The organism is Flavobacterium sp. GT3P67 (genome assembly GCF_004349155.1).
GTDB lineage: Bacteria > Bacteroidota > Bacteroidia > Flavobacteriales > Flavobacteriaceae > Flavobacterium > Flavobacterium ranwuense.
Window position 1 is genome coordinate 1 of record NZ_SMLF01000010.1, and the last position, 19,798, is coordinate 19,798.

The window sequence follows — 19,798 nt, forward strand, 5'->3', positions numbered from 1 at the left end:
AGGTACCTATACTTGGAGAGTGAAAGATGCCAACAATTGTATCAAAACTGGAACAGTGACCATCACTATCCCTACAGCGATTGTAGCTTCAGCAACACCAGCAAATCCTAGATGTTGTAATGAACCAGATGGTTCAATTACGCTAACATTTAGCGGTGGAACAAGCCCATATATGGTGAATTTCAATGGCGGCGGCTTTGTAGCACAAACCTCTCCAAAAGTGTATACAGGTCTCATAGCCGGTACGTACACTTGGGTGGTAAAAGATGCGAATGGTTGTATCTTTACAGGCGGCACGGTTACTTTAACCAATCCACCATTGTTAGTGGCATCAGCAGTCCTAGTAAATCCTATATGTAATGGTGGAACCGATGGTTCAATCACCATTAATGCTTCAGGAGGAACTGGTACACTAATGTACTCTATCAATCAAGGAGTGACTTACCAAGCATCCAATGTATTTACAGGGCTTGCTGCAGGAGAATACAAATGGAGAGTGAAAGATGCCAATGATTGTTTATTGAAAGGCACATTTATCTTAACCACTCCGCCAGCTGTAATCGTATCAGCAACTCTTGTGAACCCTAAATGTAACGGTGGGGCCGATGGTTCAATCACGGTGAACGCTACAGGAGGCACAGCTCCATTGATGTACTCTATAAATGATGGAGTTTCTTACCAAACATCTAATGTATTTAATGCACTGGCTGCGGGACAATACAAATGGGCGGTAAAAGAGGCCAATGGCTGTATTTCGAAAGGAATGGTTAATTTAATCAATCCACCAATGATAGTTGCATCAGCAACACCAGTAAATCCTAAATGTAATGGAGGAACCGATGGATCTTTCAGTATCACAGCATCTGGAGGAACAGGTATACTGATGTACTCTAAAGATGACGGATTGACTTACCAAACATCTAATTTATTTAGCGGTCTAGCCGCTGGAGATTACAAATGGGCGGTAAAAGATGCCAATAACTGTATCTTGAAAGGAACTGTTACTTTAGTAAGTCCGACATTAATAGCGGTATCTATAGCAGCAGTAAATCCTTCCTGTTGTGATGCTAATGGTTCAATCACGGTGAACGCCACGGGAGGAACCGGTACCTTGATGTACTCTAAAGATGACGGATTGACTTACCAAACATCCAATTTCTTTGGCGGACTAGCTATAGGAGAATACAAATGGGCGGTAAAAGATGCCAATAATTGTATCTTGAAAGGAACTGTTACTTTACGTGACAAAAATGATCCAAATGCAAGATCAATAGTTACGAAAACTCCGACAGCTGATTTTACAGCTTATCCTGTTCCTTTCAAAGATGTTCTTACAATCAGATACGACTTTGATTATGAATCAGATGTGAAAATTGAAGTATTTACTGTACAAGGAATTTTGGTGCTTTCAAAAACTGAGACAAATAGTTATTTGAACAAAGAAATCATGCTACATCTTCATACATACAAAGGACAAGAGCAGGTTTACATTGTGAAACTGACTACTGATAGAGGAAGTAGTATGAAAAAAGTAATGTCTTCTAAATAACTTTTAATAATTAAATAGTCCTATAAAATATTGAGAAGGATTATAGTATACATTAAACCTCGAGAGTTTTACTTTCGAGGTTTTTTTTTGTTTAAATTGTCCCGCACTGAAATAGTGATACACAAAAAAAATGTTATGGAATAAGCCATTAATCATATATTCATAGTAATAGATTACATTATTATTTTTCCTAAATAAATTAAACTAAGAATAAAATCGTGACCCTATTTTAAAAATAGTTTACAGAACACTGCAAAAACTGACATATTGTAAGAGAAACAAATCTCTCTTTCTCTGCAAAAGAAAACCCAGAACTTATGTTTTGGGTTTTCTATTTTCAAATACGTTCCTATTTTATACTTTTTTACAACTTATACTATTGATTCTAAATGCTGGGTAATCTTTATAAGAGAAATTAAAAGCCTTCACCTTACTTGTGAGACGACTTTATTCTTTTAAAGTTTGAAGGATAGAGCTAATCGAAATCAATATTTAAAATTCGATTCCCATCAATCATCAGGTCTTAAAAAAAGCATTCACATTGTAAACCAAATATTAACACTTATTTTATTATTATTTTTTGTAATTTTGAATTAATCACTTAATTGAAGTTTGAGCTTCCAAAATCCCCAACTTCTTAAAGTGATTCATCCTGAAATAGGTTGAGACTTAAAAACGTCAACAAATAACTTCAGAAAAAAAAATAATTTTTTTTGCGTTAGCATTTCAATAATTTGATCTTCTTCATCAACCACTTGACTTGTGTATCAACATTCTTTGAACAAGTTTAGAAATAGAAGTAATTCGGGGCGAGAATGGATACGTTTCAAACAAATACCCTTGTAGGTTCATATAAAACATGAACGAGTTGCGAGGTAACATACTTAAACGACTTTTTATCACTACATAAAAAAGCGCACTTAATTTTATTATAATTTAAAAATAAAGCTATGCGAGTTCCAGTAATCCGAAAAAATATAATATTCACTCCTGATTCCAAGAGGGTTGTTGCCCGGTATTTTATGAATGGTGATCAACGGACTCAACAGATGGTGAGCCGCATAATGATATTGGATGAAAAACAAGTCATAGAAACACTAGAACATACACTTCGTGAATTTGCCAGACGCCATCGAAATATTTCAAGTATATTTTTTAAGCATTGCGAAAAAATTAGGGGAATAATTGAAGGGATGCAAATCGATTATGACGGTCTGTCCCAGGAACGAAAAATGCTCATCGGTTCCTACTGTACAATGGAGTATGCTATAGAATCTGCCGCCATTTTCAACCCTTCCATTGTGGAAGATTTCGATCAGTCGGATCTAGAAGAAGGAGAGAAACGTGTCATCATTTCTTTCCGTGCTACCGGGGAAGGTCATATCTCATCCATTGTCTTTAGAAGGGGAATCTTGGATAAAAATAACAATCTCCGAGTGATGAAAATTGGTAATAACATTGATAAAGCAGAGATTGTACACAAAACCTTATACAACAAAGAACGATTTCTGATGAAATTGGTAGAAATGCATACTTCGGACAAATACTCAACCCGTATCATGCAGGACCTGCCGGGCGAATTTGAGTATGCCGTATTAAAAAGTGTGGTAAATAAAGCATTAAGCGACCCAATGATCCGCCAAGAGAGGAGAACGGCACTCGAAGAAGTAATGTGGTTGGCGGATTCATTTTATGATTTGCAATTCAAACACGATTCTGATATCACCGAGCGTGTTATATTTCCGATATCTGATTCTGAAAGCCGTGGTATTGAAGATGCTCGTTTTGTGCGCTTTGTGGATGATGATAAATCAGATAAAGTAATGGCAACTTATACGGCTTATAATGGTCATGTTATCCTACCAAAACTTATTTCTACTGAAGATTTTTATACATTCCGTGTAATGCCCTTATATGGAATCGGTGCTCAAAATAAAAACCTAGCATTATTCCCTAGAAAAATCAAGGGTAAGTATGCTATGCTGTCCAGAATTGATGGTGTTAACAATTACCTTATGTATTCCGAAAGACCTACGCAATGGAATGATCCAGTTATCCTCCAAGAGCCACGTTATACATGGGAGTTTACACAAATTGGAAATTGTGGATCGCCACTTTGGACCGAAGAAGGCTGGTTGGTTATTACTCATGGCGTAGGTGCCATGAGACGATATTGCATAGGTGCTTCGCTGTTTGATCTTGATGATCCTTCGAAGGAAATTGGAAGACTTAAAGAGCCCTTGCTTTCACCTCAGGAAGATGAACGGGAAGGTTATGTACCTAATGTAGTGTATTCTTGCGGTTCGATTATTCACAACAACAGCCTTATACTCCCTTATGCTGTATCAGACTATTCATCTACTTATGGTGTAGTCGATTTAGTAGAATTAATCGAGGCTTTGAAGAAAAGTTAATGATGACTTAAGGCATTAATGTCTTTACTGATTTCATTGACGAAATCAAATGCTTTGTAGAAAGTGATGTTAAAAAAAGAAGCTTCGAATCCTTATTTTACAATTAACAAAAAAGGAGAATGTAAAAATAGAATCGAAAATAGAAGTTTGTAAATCAGGCTTATAAGTATATCCATATATAGCATATTGTAAAAATCGGTCAAATTGACCGATTTTTACAATATGCTCTAAAAATTGTATTTCCCGCCAAGATAAATATTTCTTCCACCAGCATTAATTCCAGAGGCAAAAGTTCTGTATTGTGTGTCTAAAATATTCTCAATACCCGAGTAAAGAGTGAACTGTTCCAATAATGACAATGATCCTTTCAAATTATAGGTTTCCCAAGACGGCATTCCATTTTTTGGAGCATATTGCAAATTGTCTTCTCCACTAGGCGAGTAATTGCTCAACTCTTTTTTTCCATTATACAACATATATAAATCCAGATTTACTCGTTTACTTTCATATTTAAAACCTGTTTTCCCATAGAATGGTGCAATATGATCTAAAGGAAACTCACCTTTCGAATTTTGGGCTCTGCCGTTAGTAAAGTTGAAAGTTCCATAAAACAAGAACGATTTTGTGATATAACTTCTTAAGGTCGAGGAAATTCCGACAATACTTCCTTTTCCTTGATTTTGATTGGCATATATCGGACTGTTTGCGCCTGCATAACTAATAGAAGATTGACCGTTAAGCATAAAAGGAGCTGTAACAATTGCATCATAAAGTCTCGTGTAATAAAAAACATTTTCAAACTGAAAACGCTTTCCTTCCCAAAAAGTAATGCTTAAATCTGCTGTTACCGACTTCTCAGGCTTCAGATCTTTGTTAGGCACAATCAAAGTTCCTGCTGCCGATTCGAATATTTTTGCTAAATCATCAATGTTTGGAACTCTAAATGCAGAAGCTAAATTAAAAGCAATTTTTGTATTCTCGCTGGCATTATTTACAATTCCAACGGCACCACTATAGGTGAAGTTTTTTTGCGATACGTTAGTATAAGGTAAATTCAAAAAATTGGTAGAAATTTCGCTGTTTAAAGCGGTGTAACCCGCTCTGACACTAGCATTGTACGAGGCCGTTTTATTAATATCATTACTGTAAGACGCAAAGCCTTCGGCCCTAAAAGTATTGTTTTTTCCATCCGGATAACGCGAATCGGCGATGCCTTCAGCATTAGTTAAAATATTTTTTTTAATTCCCGAAGAATTCAAATCATCATAATATACATCGGCCCCATAAATAAAATCACCGTTTCCTATTTTTGTTTTAAAATCAGAATTGATGGCAAATATCGAAACTTTTTCAATCCTGGAACTTTGTGTTGGATTACCAAAATTACGGGTAATTCTACTTTCTTCGATGTTTTGATAACTGGCAACTAAATTCATATCACTGTTCAAGAACACCTTCTTTTTGTCTAATTTATAAGCCGAAAGCAATCTTTTTTGTGGGCCATAATTCCAAACTGCAGATTTAAATTTTCCATTTGAACCCAAATCAGTTAACCTGTCATATCTCGGAATGTCGGATGTGGTAGAATATTGTAAATTTAAACTATGTCGCGTCCTGTTATTTTGCTGAAAAATAATTTTCTGCATAAAATCATATTGTTTGTATCCAGAAAATTTTTGCACATATTTGTCGTCATTGGCTACTTTAGTGTCAACACCATCATTGGTTACCACATAAAAGGGTCTTTCTCCGAAAAAGTCATTGGAACCATTTTTATGTTTTCCCATTTTTAAATCCCCATAATCATTATAAGAGAATGAAGTTAAGGAACCCCATTTCTGACCCGCGAAGTTAAAATCTAAATGACCTGATTTTCCTTGGTTTACTGAATTATAACTTGTTAATACCGTTCCGCTAAATTTTTTGTTATCAGTATCAGAAAGCAATTTTGCGTTTTTAGTTTGTAAATAAATGGCTCCGCCAAGCGCATCACTTCCGTGAATAGTAGACGATGGTCCAAAAAGCACATCTACATTCTCGATCATATTTTTATCAACAGTAACTATGTTTTGCAAATGTCCAGCTCTGTAAATTAAGTTATTCATTCGGATTCCATCAACGAGTAATAAAATTCTACTGGACTCAAAGCCTCTAATAATGGGACTTCCGCCGCCTTGTTGTGATTTTTGAACTGCTAAAGTCCCCGAATTTCCTAACACATCGGCACTGGACTGGAAGTTATTAAAGTCGATTTCTTTTTTAGAAATACTTTCAATTTGTTGTGTGATTTTTCTTTTTGGTTTTGCAAATCGTTGCGTACTTACAACCACCTCATCTAATCCTATTGAGTTTATGGTGTCTTTTTTTGTCTGGGAAAATCCCGCCAAAGAACAAATACAAACCATAAGAATTATAGTTTTTTTCATGCTTATATAATCAATTAGTTTAAAAATTTAAAATCCTTACGCACAACCTCTTTTAAGGGCACACGAATATACCGTTTAGAATTAAAAATAGTTCATTTTTTTTTGGTTTTGGTTGAAAAAAATGTGGCACATTCAAATTACTTTCTTAGCGAGAAGCACCTGTTAGCTAAATAGCCTCTCACTTTATTTCCCTTTGAAAGGAACTTTTACAATAACAGTTTCCCCTTTTCCTTTTATATTGGCCATACTTTGTATGGTCCATAAATCAAGGAGGTTGTCGCCATCAATAATACTACCGCTATAATCTCCCCACGCCACTCCATCAGTAGCTCCTTTGCCTTCTCCTGCACTCACGATTTCCCTTATTGTCCCTAAAGTATCTTTCCCCTTTCTATAAGCAAATCGCGGACTGATAAATGAATTTTCATTTACTTCCTGAAAACCAATCAACACATCATTTTTTTTATTTACGGCAATCGTTGTCTGTATGTAATTAGTGGTGTCACTTTTAATCAATCCTGTTTGTATTATTTTCCCTGTAACAGCATTTATCTGATGCCACTGTACGGCTGAACGTCCTTCACAATTAACAGCTTGCGAAAACCAAATACTTCCATTTTGATACACCACGTTTTTGGGATTTCGATCACCGCTGGAGACTTTTTGTTCCGTACCCTTTTGTGGAGATTGGGGAGGATAATCGATGTATTTTAAACCGTGTGGTTTTTGGGATACAACCAGACAATATGGGTGCCCATTTGCATCTTCTGATACTTTTCGGATTACAAACTGATCGTCTTCAATAGCAAAAAAATACAAATCATCAATCGCATCCTGCACAAAAACGGGATGTCCTAAACTTCCTTTAAAATGATAAATGGTAGCTGGTTTTCCTGCTTTGGCATCAGCCATGCGTAAAACAAAAGTATTTTCTTCTCCTCCGGGATAAGAATAACCGATCCATTTTTTACTGTAGCCAATGCCACCGCCATCGACTTCCTCAGTTCTTGAAACGGGATAAATATTCCATGCACCAGTTGGATTGCTCGTTTCCGAAACGGAAATATTTACCGGTTTTGTCTTGGCTGCATCGTAATACCACCACAAATCAAAAACAAATACCTTGTTGTGGATATCAAAAAACATTTTGGGATCTATCCCATTGTTAAAACATTTTTGGGAAACACCTTGAACAAATTCCCCTTTTTTATTATAAATCATCAGTCCGCTGTTAGTTCCTTCCAACACATAGCCACCGCCCACAGCCACTTGCGGATCTACCTGCCGGTTGCCATCCATGGAGCCATTAAAAACCTGATACCCGTTTACCATTTGTGGGTTCCCTCCTTGTTTGCGTTCAGGACATTGATTCCCGTTGTTGAAATCTACTTTGTGTATTGGGTTCACCACTTCGGTTTTTGAAGGGCGTATTGTATCGATACTAGTTTGGGCATTAACCTGCACAAATAGCATTAATGATAAATAAGTTAAGCATGAATTTTTCATTATATAATTATATTTTTTAATTATTAGAGTTTTATAAAAAACCCTCAATCCCAAAAAATCAAGATTGAGGAAATTTTAAACTAACAGACTGTATTATTTCACAAGGAGTTTTGCACTAAAATTATCATTTTGGTTGACAATTTTTAAACAGTAAACGCCAGTAGGCACATTAAGTAACATCTCGTTTACACCTTCTTTTAATGTAGCATTTACCATTAACCTTCCTAGACTATCAAATACAAACACTGTCGAATTTTTCCATTCTGCGGGTACCGATATCTTTAGGGGAGTATTACTTTTTAAAGGATTTGGATATACGATCGGCATTTCGTTAGCTTTAATTTGATTTTGTTTTACCGAAAGTGTAGCATCTTGTCTTAAAGCTGAAGCATTTTGACTCAATGTCATCTGTCCCAGAGAAGTCAAAGTAAGTCCTGTTGAAAATGTTATTGCGGCACTCGTTCCGGTTCCGGTTCTGGAATCGCCAGTATCCAAAGCCGTTCCCCAAGTTGCACCGAAATCATTGATACTTCTTTTATATAATTTATACGTACTTGCTACTGATGACGAAGTATTCAACGCATTATCAGTAAATTTCAATGCTGATAATTTGGTAAATAATTGGTTGACACCGTAATTATCTACGGCCCAATAGGTATTGAAATTTAATAACGCATCTGGTAATGCATCTGGGTTGACAGTCGATTTAGAAACCCAAACATCCCCATTGGGCACTTTGGGATTTGCGAACGTCATGGACAATCCTGTCGTAGAGAAATTTTTCACTCCGCTAGACGTAACGCTTATTTTCTCACTCACTCCTCCAAATACTGGAGCGGTAGAAATATCATGGCTAAAGGTAGACCCCCTATATGATAAATAACCACTTCCTGCCTTGTTCATCGATATTGAGCCTAACTCTTCATTAAGCTGATAATACGCAACTAATCCTGTTAGGATTGGATCTCCGGCATTGCTTTTTGTTAAGTGCCTCCATTTTCTTATCTCATCTGTTGATAAAGCCCTGTTCCAAAAGCAAACCTCGTCTATTTGAAAATTAGCAACGCGGTTATTGTACCCTTTACCATAAGTTCCCAAGAATAGGTTTGTTATAGTTTCTGTTGGAATCGTTCCAGCTACACTGCTCGCGACACCATTGACGTAAATCGTTACATTTGTCCCGTTGCTTACCAATGCAACATGGGACCACTGGTTTGCAGGAGCAATTAACCCCGAACTCCAACTCCAATTGGGATGAAACCCAACCGTATTATTTCCGCCCAAAAAATTCATACCGAAGGCATTTGGAGAATCTTGAGCCATAAAAACAGCGCTATAATCGGTTTGAATTCCGTTTGGTTTTATCCAACAAGAAAAAGTCAAAGCATTATTACTAAGGCTTAGATTTGAAACGTCCAGATAATCCTGCCCTGCTGCCCCTTTTAGATTTGCAGCCTTTCCGGGAACGGTTTCTACTGCCGAGGTTCCGCATTGATTCAACACCTCAACAATTTCATTTATGGTTTGGGTATCCGTTCCATAAGCATCTGTTACCGTAAGTGTGGCATTATATTTACCATTAGGTGCATTGGCATAGGAAACTTCAGGGTTTTCAAGCGTTGATGTTGCCGGTGTTCCGCCAGGGAAACTCCATGACCAAGTGGCACTTGCATTACGAACGGTTGAATAATCTTTGAACTGCACTTTCTCAACCTGAGAACAGGTTACTTTACTTTTACTTGCAGAAATTTGAGCTTTAGGCGGAGAAATTTCATATAAATTATTCTCAAAAGCACCTCTTGATGTCCCAATTTTTAGCTTGTTTTCATTATAATTGATAAACATAAATCGAACATCTGTTTGTGGCAATCCGTTCCCCAGCATAACCCAATTAGGCATGGTATTATTTCTGTAATAAATACCGCTTTTATTCCCTACATATACCCCGCCACTTGAGCCTCTTTGAAAAACAATTTTCGTATTTGGATTCGTTGTCAAAACAGACTGGGTAAGATTAGTCCAGGAAGGAGTCCCTGCCAAAGCATTACTAGTTTTTAACACCTTGCATACCGATTGTACACCACTGTAAGTAATCCAGACTTGGTTCGGGTCAACATCGCTAACAGCGATATCAGACATATTGGTCATATTACTACTAGCCGCAAGAGATGGTGTTATGTTTGTCCAAGTTGCACCTCCATCTGAAGTTCTCCAAAGCTTGTTGTTACTCAATCCTTCGATAACATACATATATTTCGGGTCGGTCATGCATATTTTTTCCCTAAAAACCTGACTGGCAAATGTTTTAACTATGGCAATGCTATTCCCGTTGTCCTCGGTTTTTATAAGCGAATTTTTCCAAGTGGCAAGATTTGCATTTCCTGTTGGATACTGCCCCGCATGGTGCGTAATCATGGAGTAATAATAATTCGGATGGAATTCAATTGAATTAAAATAAGAATAAATACCTCCTAAATCCAGAAAATTAGACTCGTTTATCAAAGTATGGACTCCTGTTCTAAAATATCTGTAATTGCTATATCCTTGACTGTAAACATATCTGTCGTCCAGCGGATTTACATCAGTATTGCCTTGATCGGCTCCAGTTCCATTATACCATTCAAATCCATTGCCCGCTTCTTTAATCATTACCGGTCCATGATTGGCTCCTCCAGCTACAAGATTGGTTTTAAAAGCCGAACCGAAACCCCATAATTCATGATTACTGATACTATTTGTTATCGTTGTATTCGTATTTCCCCCGTCTAAAGACAGGACTGACTCTCCGTCTGTTCCTATCATCACTCTGTTATTGACCATATCCATGGATCGAAGGTCTGAATGTATTGGGGTGGTGGCTTCTGTAAATGAAGCTCCATTATTTATCGAAAACCAATTTTTCTGGTGGCTGTATGACCCAAATACTAACTTATTTTCATTGGTTCTGTCCATTGAAACATCACCATGATGCACCTCGTTTGGAAAAGTTCCTGAAATCATATTAACCCGTTTCAGTTCTTGTACACCCGTAGTAGCGTTTAATTTATACAATTGTACCGCGTGGTGACCATAGGAATCTGACCCAGTACCAATTGCAACGTAAATGGAAGTTGCATTATTTGAAGGAAGTAATAATTTGGCCCAGCCTATTACCTGACCATTTGCGGTAGGATCTAAAGTTATGGTTGACAAAATATTAAAAGTTAGTCCTGAATCAGTGGAACGGTAAATAGTCGATACATTATTGTTTGTAGTACTGATAAAATAAACAGTAGTCGCATTTGTTGTGCTCCAATCTAACATTTCGCTATTTGCAGAACAATCTCCAACAACATAATAATTAGGCAAACCAGTAACTATACTAGTCCAAATTGTTCCTCCATCAATAGTTCTGTATATTTTATCACCCCATCTTGCAACAACCGTATTTGGGTCTGTTGGAGATACCGCAATATCATAGGCTGTACCTGTATAGGTTGTGCTCGTTAATGTTGTAGAAGTCCAGTTCAATCCTCCGTCTGTAGATTTTAGGAGTTGTTTACTACTCAAAGCATATACCGTATTTGGGCTGCCTGTACAAACATCAATATCCCTATATGCTTCATCAGGAAAATTAGAATCCGTTATTGTCCAACTCGTACCCCCATCTGCTGTCATCCATAATCCTCCAGTCACAAATGAAGCAAACATTTTTTGGGGATTGGTAGGATCTATCCTGTTGAGATATACATAGCCTCCATGATTTCCTCTTCCGGAGTAGGTTGTAGTGGCACTATTCACAGGTCCAATCAAACTCCAACTACCAATAGCGTTAGTTGTTGTTCCGGAAAACACGTTATTGGTTCCAATATTCGATCTCGACGCATCAAATGGCGGTCGCGATTGCACCAAGCCCTCTTTATCCAAATAGAAAATATTTTCTTTTATCCAAGATTCCCCTATCTCCCGTGATTTACTCTCCTCCCATCTGTGATTTCCAAAATAGGCATCAAATTTTTCCTTGATTTTAAAATAATTAGCTCCTGGTTTCATTCCTGTAAACCAAGCTTGGCTTTTGTGCTTTAATTCGTATTTTATATCCTCCTCTTTTTCTTCTTCTCCTTTTTGAGAATAGGACAAATTCATTACTAAAAGTAAAGAAATCAGTAGTGTTTTTTTCATAATTTAAAATTTTAAGGTTAAGTAATGCTGAGATTCAAAGTCAATTATTGAGGGATTGTTTTAATGGCTGGATTCCATTTTTAAAGAAATAAATTACTATTTAAACTCTTTTTCAACCCAGTAAACAGGACAAAACAAACACTAAATGACCTAACAAATTGTTTAACAATTTTTTAACAGAAATCAAAACTATAAATAAAAATTTAATCAAACAAGAAAAAGTGTAAAAAATGTGCTCGAACACACAGTAATTCTATTTAGAAGTGCTTTAAAAAAATATTAAATGCTATTTTATTGTTAAAACATTACGTTTTAAAAAAAATCTAATGATGCAAATACTGATTGCTTCGCTAAATCTTCAAAAATTGAAAATGAAACAGGAAAGTTCTTAAGAAATTTACTGCGTTCTTAATGAGATCGATAGAGCAAATAAGGAGATAAACTAGTTAGTTCCTATTGTTTCGCTTCTTTAACAAATGAATCAGGTAGATTACGCAACTTATATTATTCCACTTCACATGTCTACTTCGTCTCCGGCTATTTTCAGAACAAAAAAAACTCTATCATAAGTAAATACGATGGAGTTTTCAACTCACAAATCTATATTATTTCATAAGAAATTATGTCATAAACACCTTATATTGTTTATCTTACCAAAAAAAGACACCTACAAATTAAATAATTTCTCAACTTATTTTCTATTGAAAGAAACTTTACAATAACGGTTTCGTTTTTTTCTTTTATATAAACATCAATACTATTTTTTACCAACTATTACAATTTCGGATACGAACATCTGTCCTCTGTACAATAATTATTCTCTTTTCTGAATTTTATAGATTTAGAATTTTGTTTCTTTGTTGGGTAGAATCGTTTTCTGAAATTTAAAAACCATAAATGCCTGAATATTTCCTTGATATTGAATACGAAAATAGCATCTATGATGAAGAAGAGGTCAATTTTAAAGAATTTGAATGCTGTACCTTTACTAATTGCAATTTTTCGCAGTGTGTATTTGTAGCTGTTACTTTTATAGACTGTATCTTTAATGATTGTATTTTTAACAACGCCAAAATAAATTATGTAGCTTTTAGAACCGTAGTATTTAATCGGTGTGAAATTAAAGGAGTTAATTTTGCCATGTGTGACAAATTAATTTTCGAGATTGCTTTTAACAATTGCATTTTGGATTTCTCTAAATTTTATACTTTAAAGATAAAAGGAACTTCATTCACTAATTGTAGCATCATTGCAGTTGATTTTATGAGTACTGATTTGACCGAAGTCATTTTTGATAATTGCGATTTATACCGTTCTGAATTTGCTAAAGCAATTGCTAATAAATCAAATTTCAAAACAAGCTACAACTATACAATTGATCCGAAAATAACAAAATTAAAAAAAGCAGTCTTTGCTTTAGAAGGATTAAAGGGTTTGCTTTATAAACATGAAATTCTAGTGCAATAATAGTACTTTATACCGCTGAGAATAACTATTTTTAACTGTCAAATTAAGTTCAACTGTTAAATAGTTGGTTTTAATTGTAAAAATAGTAAAGATAAATAGTCAGACATATTACTAATTTCACCAATAAAATTATGACCAAGGAATACACGATACGAAATGCAAAACTAAGTGAATTCAAGGAAATTGGAAAATTAATGGTTGCCGTTTATTCCCAATTGGAGGGATTCCCAACAGCATCAGAACAACCAAATTATTATAAAATGCTTGCCAACATTGGAGAGCTTACCCAAAAACCTGATACCGAACTTTTAATAGCGGTTTCTGCTGATGATCACATAATGGGAGGTATTGTTTATTTTAGTGATATGCAATATTATGGCTCAGAAGGAATAGCTACTCAAGAAAAAAACACTTCCGGATTTAGACTACTGGCAGTCAACCCTTCGACCAGAGGAAAAGGAATCGGCAAACTTTTGATACAGGAATGCATCGCAAAAGCTAAAGCTAAAAAACATTGCCAAATAGTTATACATACTACAATGGCTATGCAGATTGCTTGGAAAATGTATGAGAATTTGGGCTTTAAAAGATCCGAAGATTTAGATTTTATGCAAGGAAGTCTTTCTGTTTTTGGATTTAGATTATTGCTTTAACCAAAGTAATTATAGCTTCTTTTCCATTTTGTAATCTTCCATTTTGTAGCCGTGATCCAATAGAATCTCTTCTTCAGAAATGACTTCAAATCCTATTTTTTTATAAAAAGAAATGGCTTTATTGAATTTATTTACATTTAATGAAATTACAACTGATTGGTTTTCCTTTGCTATGTTTTCAATGGCTTCAATCAATAATTTACCCGCTCCTTTTCCTTGTGCTTCAGGTAGTAAATAGATTTTGTGCAGGCGAGTACAATTTTCGTTTAAATAATTATGTTCATATGAAGCAAAACCAAGACAAAGTTCACCCTCATTTACCAATAAAAAACGATGTCCTTCTTCGTTTAATTTTTGAAGTAAGGTTTTCTCAGAATAAAACAAATCGAGCATATAATCAATTTGCTCTTTCGACAAAATAGAACCATAAGTACTTGGCCAGGATTTATAGGCAATTTCTCGAATTATTTTAAAGTCCTCTATTGCAGCTTCAGTTAGTAGTAACATTGTAATTTATTGGTCAAATTATTAAAATTAAAGCAAATCTCCTTTTGGAATAAAAACATAGAATTTGGCTCCAAAATTTGGTTTACTTTTTACTTTTATGAATCCTTTGTGATTCTCTACAATTCTACTACAAATAGCCAAACCAAGTCCAGTTCCTGAATATTTAGGATCCGTTTCTAAACGCTTGAATAATAGAAATATTTTATCCGAATATTCTTGTTTGAAACCAATTCCGTTATCTGCAATGACAATTTTATGATAATCCTTTTTATTGGCTATTTTATAATCGTGCATTTCTTTTTCTGTAATTTTTTTAGACGTAATACTGATTTCTGGAGTACTATTTTCTTTACTGTATTTAAGAGAATTTGAAATTAAATTTATAAAAAGCTGTTTAACCTGAAAAGGTATCGCCTTTATTGTAGGTAAATTTCCAATTGTAATAATGGCTTTTTTATCTTCAATATTAGTGGCTAAATCTTGAAGTATTTCTTCAATAATTTTATTAAAATTCGTTTCAACAAAAACTTTATCGCCTTTTATTGTTCTGGAATAGTTCACTAAATCAATTAATAGTGTCTGCATCCTATTAGCCGTTACACGAATTTTTGAAAAATATTCTTTTCCTTGAGATGAAAGCAAATCTGATTCTTTTCCTTCTAATCTGGAGATAAACATTTGAATCTTACGAAGCGGTTCCTGCAAATCGTGACTTACAATATTATTAAAAGCCTCGAGTTCCGTATTAATATATTTAAGTTCTTTATTGTTTCCTTCTAATTCAAGGTTTTTTTTGTATTGACTTGTAATGTCATAGTTCACCCCTATTTTTATCAAATCACCACTTCCATTCTTAGTAAAACTACCAACGCCCATAATGTATTTAACATCCCCATTTGGAGTCAAAAATCGAAATATCATAGAAGTAGACTGATGACTTACTAACGAATCCGTATGTACTTTAGCCACATATTCTAAATCATCCGGATGAATATATGGAATTACATTCTCTATATTTGGTTCAAATGCATTGGGTTCAACTCCCATTAACCGAAAAAGATTGTCCGAAAAAGTGTATTTATTAGTCCCTACATTGACCATCCAATGTCCAAAACCTGCTGTCATTTCAGCAGTATTATAGGACTCATTTACTAATTTTAATTGGTCATTTGCCTTTTTGAGTTCATCAATGTCAACATTCATTTTTTGGAACGAAAGCAATAATATTAGAAGAGAAAGAATCACTAATAAAAAAGCTGTAATGATTGAATCTTGTAATTCAAATTGATGATTATTATTTTCAAACTCCGTTTTTGTACTTTCAGAAAATATTATTTTAGTGACAAAGGATTTCATCATTTCGGTAACATGGCTGCTCTCCAGTAACATCTCATTTAATGCTAAAGGGCCAGAATTTTTACTTTTAGCCAGAAGTAATGTTTTCCTGAATAGTTTGAATCTAAGATCAATAAGTTTTTTTAATCGGCCTATATCGTTATTTCTTGCGGTGTCATTTACAGTTAACAGCTTTAGCTTTGTTATGCTTTCTTCAATTTTGCCTCTGCTCAAAAACCGGTCTTCAATATAGGTTTCATCTTTTGTGATGATATAACTTCGTAAGCTGGTTTCGTAATTACTGATTACGGATAAAAGTTTTTCTAATTCAAGTTGTGTATCATTTGACTTTGCAATTAATTCAACCGTTGAATCAAGCTTTTTCATTTGGGAATAAAACATCGAGGCTATATAACAAACAACTACAATTGCAATAGCTAAAGCTATTTTAAACACTTGAGAGTTTTTATATAGTCCTAAAATTTTCATTTATTCCTATGTTATATACTAAAGAAAAAAGTTTCAATATTTAAACCTGAGGTATGAAATTGCCAGTTCATATTTACAACCTCTTTGATTACTTCTTTTAATTTAGAAAAATCATTGGGTTTTTTGATGTAAATATTTGCACCTTCTACAAAAGTATCTTCAATATCTTTTTCTGATGAAGAAGTAGAATATATGGCAATCGAAACATCTTTAAAACGAGTGTTCGATCTAATTTCTTTCAGACAATCTATCCCTGTTTTTCCGGGCATATTCAAATCTAGAAATAAAACATGAGGCAACTTAATTTCGGGATGCACTAAATAATCCATTAGATCATTACCATCTTTAAATAGAGTCAACTTATTATTCATCCTAAGCTCTTGTATAGCTTCACTAAAAAAATTGCGATCATCTTCGTCATCGTCAGCTAAAAGAATATGCATTGAATCTTGGTGTGTAATCATAAAATATTGGGGTGTTTTTATAATTTTATTTAATCGTTATTAGATAACTCTCTCTTTTTACCTACAATTCTTTTAAACATTGAGGGTGTTAATCCTGTTACTTTTTTAAATTGAGTTGATAAGTAAGCAACACTACTATAGTTTAATTCATGAGAAATTTCGGTTAAGGTAAGTTTCTCTTCAATTATTAGTTTTTTGGCTCTTTCAATCTTTTGAATAATAATAAAATTCTCAATAGATGTAAATGTATATTCCGAAAAAACATTAGTAATATAACCGTATCTAAAGTTCAGTTTATCTGACAAATATTGAGATATCGTTATGTTTGGAAATTTATCTTTTTCGTAGACAATTTCAATTATTGCATCTTTAATTTTTTGAATTAATTGCCCTTTTGGATTATCGATAATCTGAATCCCATACTTCGATAAACTGACCTGAAGTTCTTTCAAAACATCTTCAGAAACATCATCGCCGATTTCAATTTGTCCTAAATCCAATAGTTGATATTTAATATCGAATTTTTCTAATTGCTCTTGCAATATTGCCTTACAAGCAATATTTCCATCATAATTAAAATTGAGCTTCATATCAATACACCAGTGTTAAAGTTAAAATTTAGTCATAAAAGTAAATCAAAAAATATTAATCTGTAACAAATAATTTATTTAAAATATAAAACATTGTTCTCTTTAGAACGCAATAAATATAAATAACTGATTATTAACACTCTTAAATAATCCGTTATTTACTTATAATCACAAGCAAACTTGTTAATATAAAAAATTACCCGTGAATTGTTTCGTTTTTACCGTAATTTGTTATAATATTTTCTTCAAATTCAAGCCATTCTCTCCAACGCTTTTCAACGTCTATTCCTATACCATATTTTCTCGCATAGGTAATAAAAGTGGTATAATGTCCCGCTTCGCTCTCCATCAAATCCCTATAAAAAACAGATAATTCTTCATCCTTTATATTTTCCGAAAGCACTTTGAAACGTTCACAACTTCTGGCTTCAATCATTGCTGAAAACAATAATCGTTCCACTAAACTGGAAACTCTGCTTCCATCACTGCTTTTTTTCATGTACAAATACAATTCGTTCACATAATCATCTTTGCGTTCCCGACCCAACTTCAAGCCACGCTTAATAATGATATTGTGAACTTGCTCAAAATGATCGATTTCTTCTTTGGCCAAAGCCAATAAATCTTTCACTAAATCTTGATGTTCTGAATTATTGGTAATAATTGTAATGGCATTTGTGGCTGCTTTTTGTTCACACCAAGCGTGATCAGTCAAGATTTCCTCAATGTTCTTTTCTACAATATTGACCCATCTGGGATCGGTTGGTAATTTTAATCTTAGTACAGACATTTTTTAGTCTTAAAGTTAGAAAGTAGAAAGTCATAAAGCTAAAAGAAAAGTCATAAAATCAATAATCAAAAAAGATAGAATTTATAATTCCACTTCAAGACATTCGACTTTATGACTTTAAAACTTTAAAACTTATTTAATATACGAAAATAGCTCTTTCGCTCATCATTTCGTTTACTTCATTTGCTACAGCTTCGATAACATCTTCGTTAGTGTGGTCTACTAATACTCTGTCAATTAAAGCAACAATAGTTTCCATATCTTCTTCAACCAGGCCACGAGTGGTAATAGCTGCAGTTCCTACACGAATTCCTGAAGTTACAAATGGTGATTTATCATCAAATGGAACCATGTTTTTATTTACGGTAATTTCTGCTTTTACTAATGCATTTTCAGCCTCTTTTCCAGAAATCCCTTTGTTTCTAAGGTCAATCAACATCATATGATTGTCTGTTCCTCCAGAAATAATGTGGTATCCTCTTTTTACAAAAGCATCAGCCATTGCGTTTGCATTTTTTTGCAATTGTAAAGCGTACGTAAAAAATTCATCTTTCAATGCTTCACCAAATGCTACTGCTTTTGCAGCAATAATGTGCATTAATGGACCACCTTGATTCCCAGGAAAAACAGCAAGATCTAATAATGTAGACATCATTCTGATTTCTCCTTTTGGAGTGGTTAATCCCCAAGGATTTTCGAAATCTTTACCCATCATGATCAAGCCTCCACGAGGTCCACGTAATGTTTTGTGTGTTGTAGTAGTTACAATATGACAATGAGGAATTGGATCATTCATCAAACCTTTGGCGATAAGCCCAGCAGGATGAGAAATATCGGCCATTAAAATAGCTCCTACGCTATCAGCAATTACTCTGAAACGTTCAAAATCCATATCACGAGAATAAGCCGAAGCTCCTGCGATAATTAATTTTGGTTGCTCTTTAGTCGCAATTTCCTGAATTTTATCATAGTTCAAACGTCCAGTTTCTTGATCTACACCATAAAAAACAGGGCTGTACAAACGGCCAGAAAAGTTTACTGGTGAACCGTGAGTCAAGTGCCCACCGTGTGACAAATCGAATCCCAAAATTTTATCACCTGGTTTCAAACAAGCAAAAAACACAGCTGTATTGGCTTGTGAACCTGAGTGAGGCTGTACGTTTGCATACGCAGCACCAAATAATTCTTTGGCTCTGTCAATAGCAATTTGTTCCACAACATCAACTACTTCACAACCGCCGTAGTATCTTTTGCCAGGATATCCCTCAGCATATTTGTTAGTTAAAACAGAACCGGCTGCTTCCATTACTTCGTCACTTACGAAGTTTTCAGAAGCAATAAGTTCTAATCCGTGAATTTGTCTTTCTTGTTCTTCTAGAATAAGGTCAAAAATTTGTTCGTCGCGTTGCATTTCTTTGATTTTCGTTAATATGATGCAAAAATACAA

Annotated in this window: 13 protein-coding genes; 4 read left to right on the forward strand and 9 right to left on the reverse strand. The window is 34.5% G+C overall.

The features are described 5' to 3' along the window. Together E0H99_RS14665 and E0H99_RS14670 are read left to right on the forward strand one after the other, a co-directional pair. Nucleotides 1–1,549, forward strand: a 1,549-nt coding sequence (locus E0H99_RS14665) for a T9SS type A sorting domain-containing protein (protein WP_131997172.1), incomplete at its 5' end; no start/stop codon positions are given. A 950-nt stretch (nt 1,550–2,499) separates the two neighbouring features. Continuing rightward, nucleotides 2,500–3,963, forward strand: coding sequence for a glycoside hydrolase family 130 protein (locus tag E0H99_RS14670; RefSeq protein ID WP_131997175.1), 1,464 nt, complete (start codon nt 2,500–2,502; stop codon nt 3,961–3,963). Nucleotides 3,964–4,190: 227 nt separating this feature from the next. Here E0H99_RS14670 and E0H99_RS14675 read toward each other — a convergent pair whose 3' ends face one another. The 3 genes from E0H99_RS14675 to E0H99_RS14685 form a co-directional block, all read right to left on the reverse strand. Next, nucleotides 4,191–6,389 (reverse strand): TonB-dependent receptor plug domain-containing protein, encoded by a 2,199-nt coding sequence (locus E0H99_RS14675; RefSeq protein ID WP_131997178.1) that lies wholly within the window; start codon nt 6,387–6,389, stop codon nt 4,191–4,193. 183 nt (nt 6,390–6,572) lie between these two features. Beyond that, nucleotides 6,573–7,895: a hypothetical protein gene (locus E0H99_RS14680; protein ID WP_131997181.1), complete on the reverse strand. Its 1,323-nt coding sequence runs from the start codon at nt 7,893–7,895 to the stop codon at nt 6,573–6,575. Nucleotides 7,896–7,988: 93 nt separating this feature from the next. Next, nucleotides 7,989–12,056, reverse strand: coding sequence for a LamG-like jellyroll fold domain-containing protein (locus E0H99_RS14685; protein WP_131997184.1), 4,068 nt, complete (start codon nt 12,054–12,056; stop codon nt 7,989–7,991). Between the two features lie 897 nt (nt 12,057–12,953). Here E0H99_RS14685 and E0H99_RS14690 point away from each other — a divergent pair. Together E0H99_RS14690 and E0H99_RS14695 are read left to right on the forward strand one after the other, a co-directional pair. After that, nucleotides 12,954–13,523: a pentapeptide repeat-containing protein gene (locus E0H99_RS14690; protein WP_131997187.1), complete on the forward strand. Its 570-nt coding sequence runs from the start codon at nt 12,954–12,956 to the stop codon at nt 13,521–13,523. A 131-nt stretch (nt 13,524–13,654) separates the two neighbouring features. Then, nucleotides 13,655–14,176, forward strand: a complete 522-nt coding sequence (locus E0H99_RS14695; protein WP_240723497.1) for a GNAT family N-acetyltransferase — start codon at nt 13,655–13,657, stop codon at nt 14,174–14,176. Nucleotides 14,177–14,185: 9 nt separating this feature from the next. Here E0H99_RS14695 and E0H99_RS14700 read toward each other — a convergent pair whose 3' ends face one another. The 6 genes from E0H99_RS14700 to glyA form a co-directional block, all read right to left on the reverse strand. Then, complete coding sequence (locus tag E0H99_RS14700) at nt 14,186–14,683, reverse strand: GNAT family N-acetyltransferase (RefSeq protein WP_131997193.1); 498 nt, start codon at nt 14,681–14,683, stop codon at nt 14,186–14,188. A gap of 27 nt (nt 14,684–14,710) precedes the next feature. Beyond that, complete coding sequence (locus E0H99_RS14705; RefSeq protein ID WP_131997196.1) at nt 14,711–16,507, reverse strand: sensor histidine kinase; 1,797 nt, start codon at nt 16,505–16,507, stop codon at nt 14,711–14,713. A gap of 11 nt (nt 16,508–16,518) precedes the next feature. After that, nucleotides 16,519–16,971: a response regulator gene (locus E0H99_RS14710; protein ID WP_235832138.1), complete on the reverse strand. Its 453-nt coding sequence runs from the start codon at nt 16,969–16,971 to the stop codon at nt 16,519–16,521. Between the two features lie 29 nt (nt 16,972–17,000). Further along, nucleotides 17,001–17,561, reverse strand: a complete 561-nt coding sequence (locus E0H99_RS14715; protein WP_131997199.1) for a helix-turn-helix domain-containing protein — start codon at nt 17,559–17,561, stop codon at nt 17,001–17,003. Nucleotides 17,562–17,757: 196 nt separating this feature from the next. Further along, nucleotides 17,758–18,351 carry a tRNA-(ms[2]io[6]A)-hydroxylase gene (locus E0H99_RS14720; RefSeq protein WP_131997202.1) on the reverse strand — a complete coding sequence of 198 codons (594 nt, stop codon included), beginning with the start codon at nt 18,349–18,351 and terminating at the stop codon, nt 17,758–17,760. A 136-nt stretch (nt 18,352–18,487) separates the two neighbouring features. Further along, complete coding sequence (glyA, locus tag E0H99_RS14725) at nt 18,488–19,762, reverse strand: serine hydroxymethyltransferase (RefSeq protein ID WP_131997205.1); 1,275 nt, start codon at nt 19,760–19,762, stop codon at nt 18,488–18,490. Between the last annotated feature and the right edge of the window lie 36 nt (nt 19,763–19,798).

Excerpts from the sequence above, each read along its gene's own strand:
- E0H99_RS14680 (WP_131997181.1), bottom strand. The coding sequence starts at position 7,895 with ATGAAAAATTCATGCTTAACTTATTTATCATTAATGCTATTTGTGCAG.
- E0H99_RS14695 (WP_240723497.1), top strand. The coding sequence starts at position 13,655 with ATGACCAAGGAATACACGATACGAAATGCAAAACTAAGTGAATTCAAG.
- E0H99_RS14670 (WP_131997175.1), top strand. The coding sequence starts at position 2,500 with ATGCGAGTTCCAGTAATCCGAAAAAATATAATATTCACTCCTGATTCC.
- E0H99_RS14715 (WP_131997199.1), bottom strand. The coding sequence starts at position 17,561 with ATGAAGCTCAATTTTAATTATGATGGAAATATTGCTTGTAAGGCAATA.
- E0H99_RS14710 (WP_235832138.1), bottom strand. The coding sequence starts at position 16,971 with ATGATTACACACCAAGATTCAATGCATATTCTTTTAGCTGACGATGAC.
- E0H99_RS14690 (WP_131997187.1), top strand. The coding sequence starts at position 12,954 with ATGCCTGAATATTTCCTTGATATTGAATACGAAAATAGCATCTATGAT.
- E0H99_RS14685 (WP_131997184.1), bottom strand. The coding sequence starts at position 12,056 with ATGAAAAAAACACTACTGATTTCTTTACTTTTAGTAATGAATTTGTCC.
- E0H99_RS14720 (WP_131997202.1), bottom strand. The coding sequence starts at position 18,351 with ATGTCTGTACTAAGATTAAAATTACCAACCGATCCCAGATGGGTCAAT.
- glyA (WP_131997205.1), bottom strand. The coding sequence starts at position 19,762 with ATGCAACGCGACGAACAAATTTTTGACCTTATTCTAGAAGAACAAGAA.
- E0H99_RS14705 (WP_131997196.1), bottom strand. The coding sequence starts at position 16,507 with ATGAAAATTTTAGGACTATATAAAAACTCTCAAGTGTTTAAAATAGCT.
- E0H99_RS14675 (WP_131997178.1), bottom strand. The coding sequence starts at position 6,389 with ATGAAAAAAACTATAATTCTTATGGTTTGTATTTGTTCTTTGGCGGGA.
- E0H99_RS14700 (WP_131997193.1), bottom strand. The coding sequence starts at position 14,683 with ATGTTACTACTAACTGAAGCTGCAATAGAGGACTTTAAAATAATTCGA.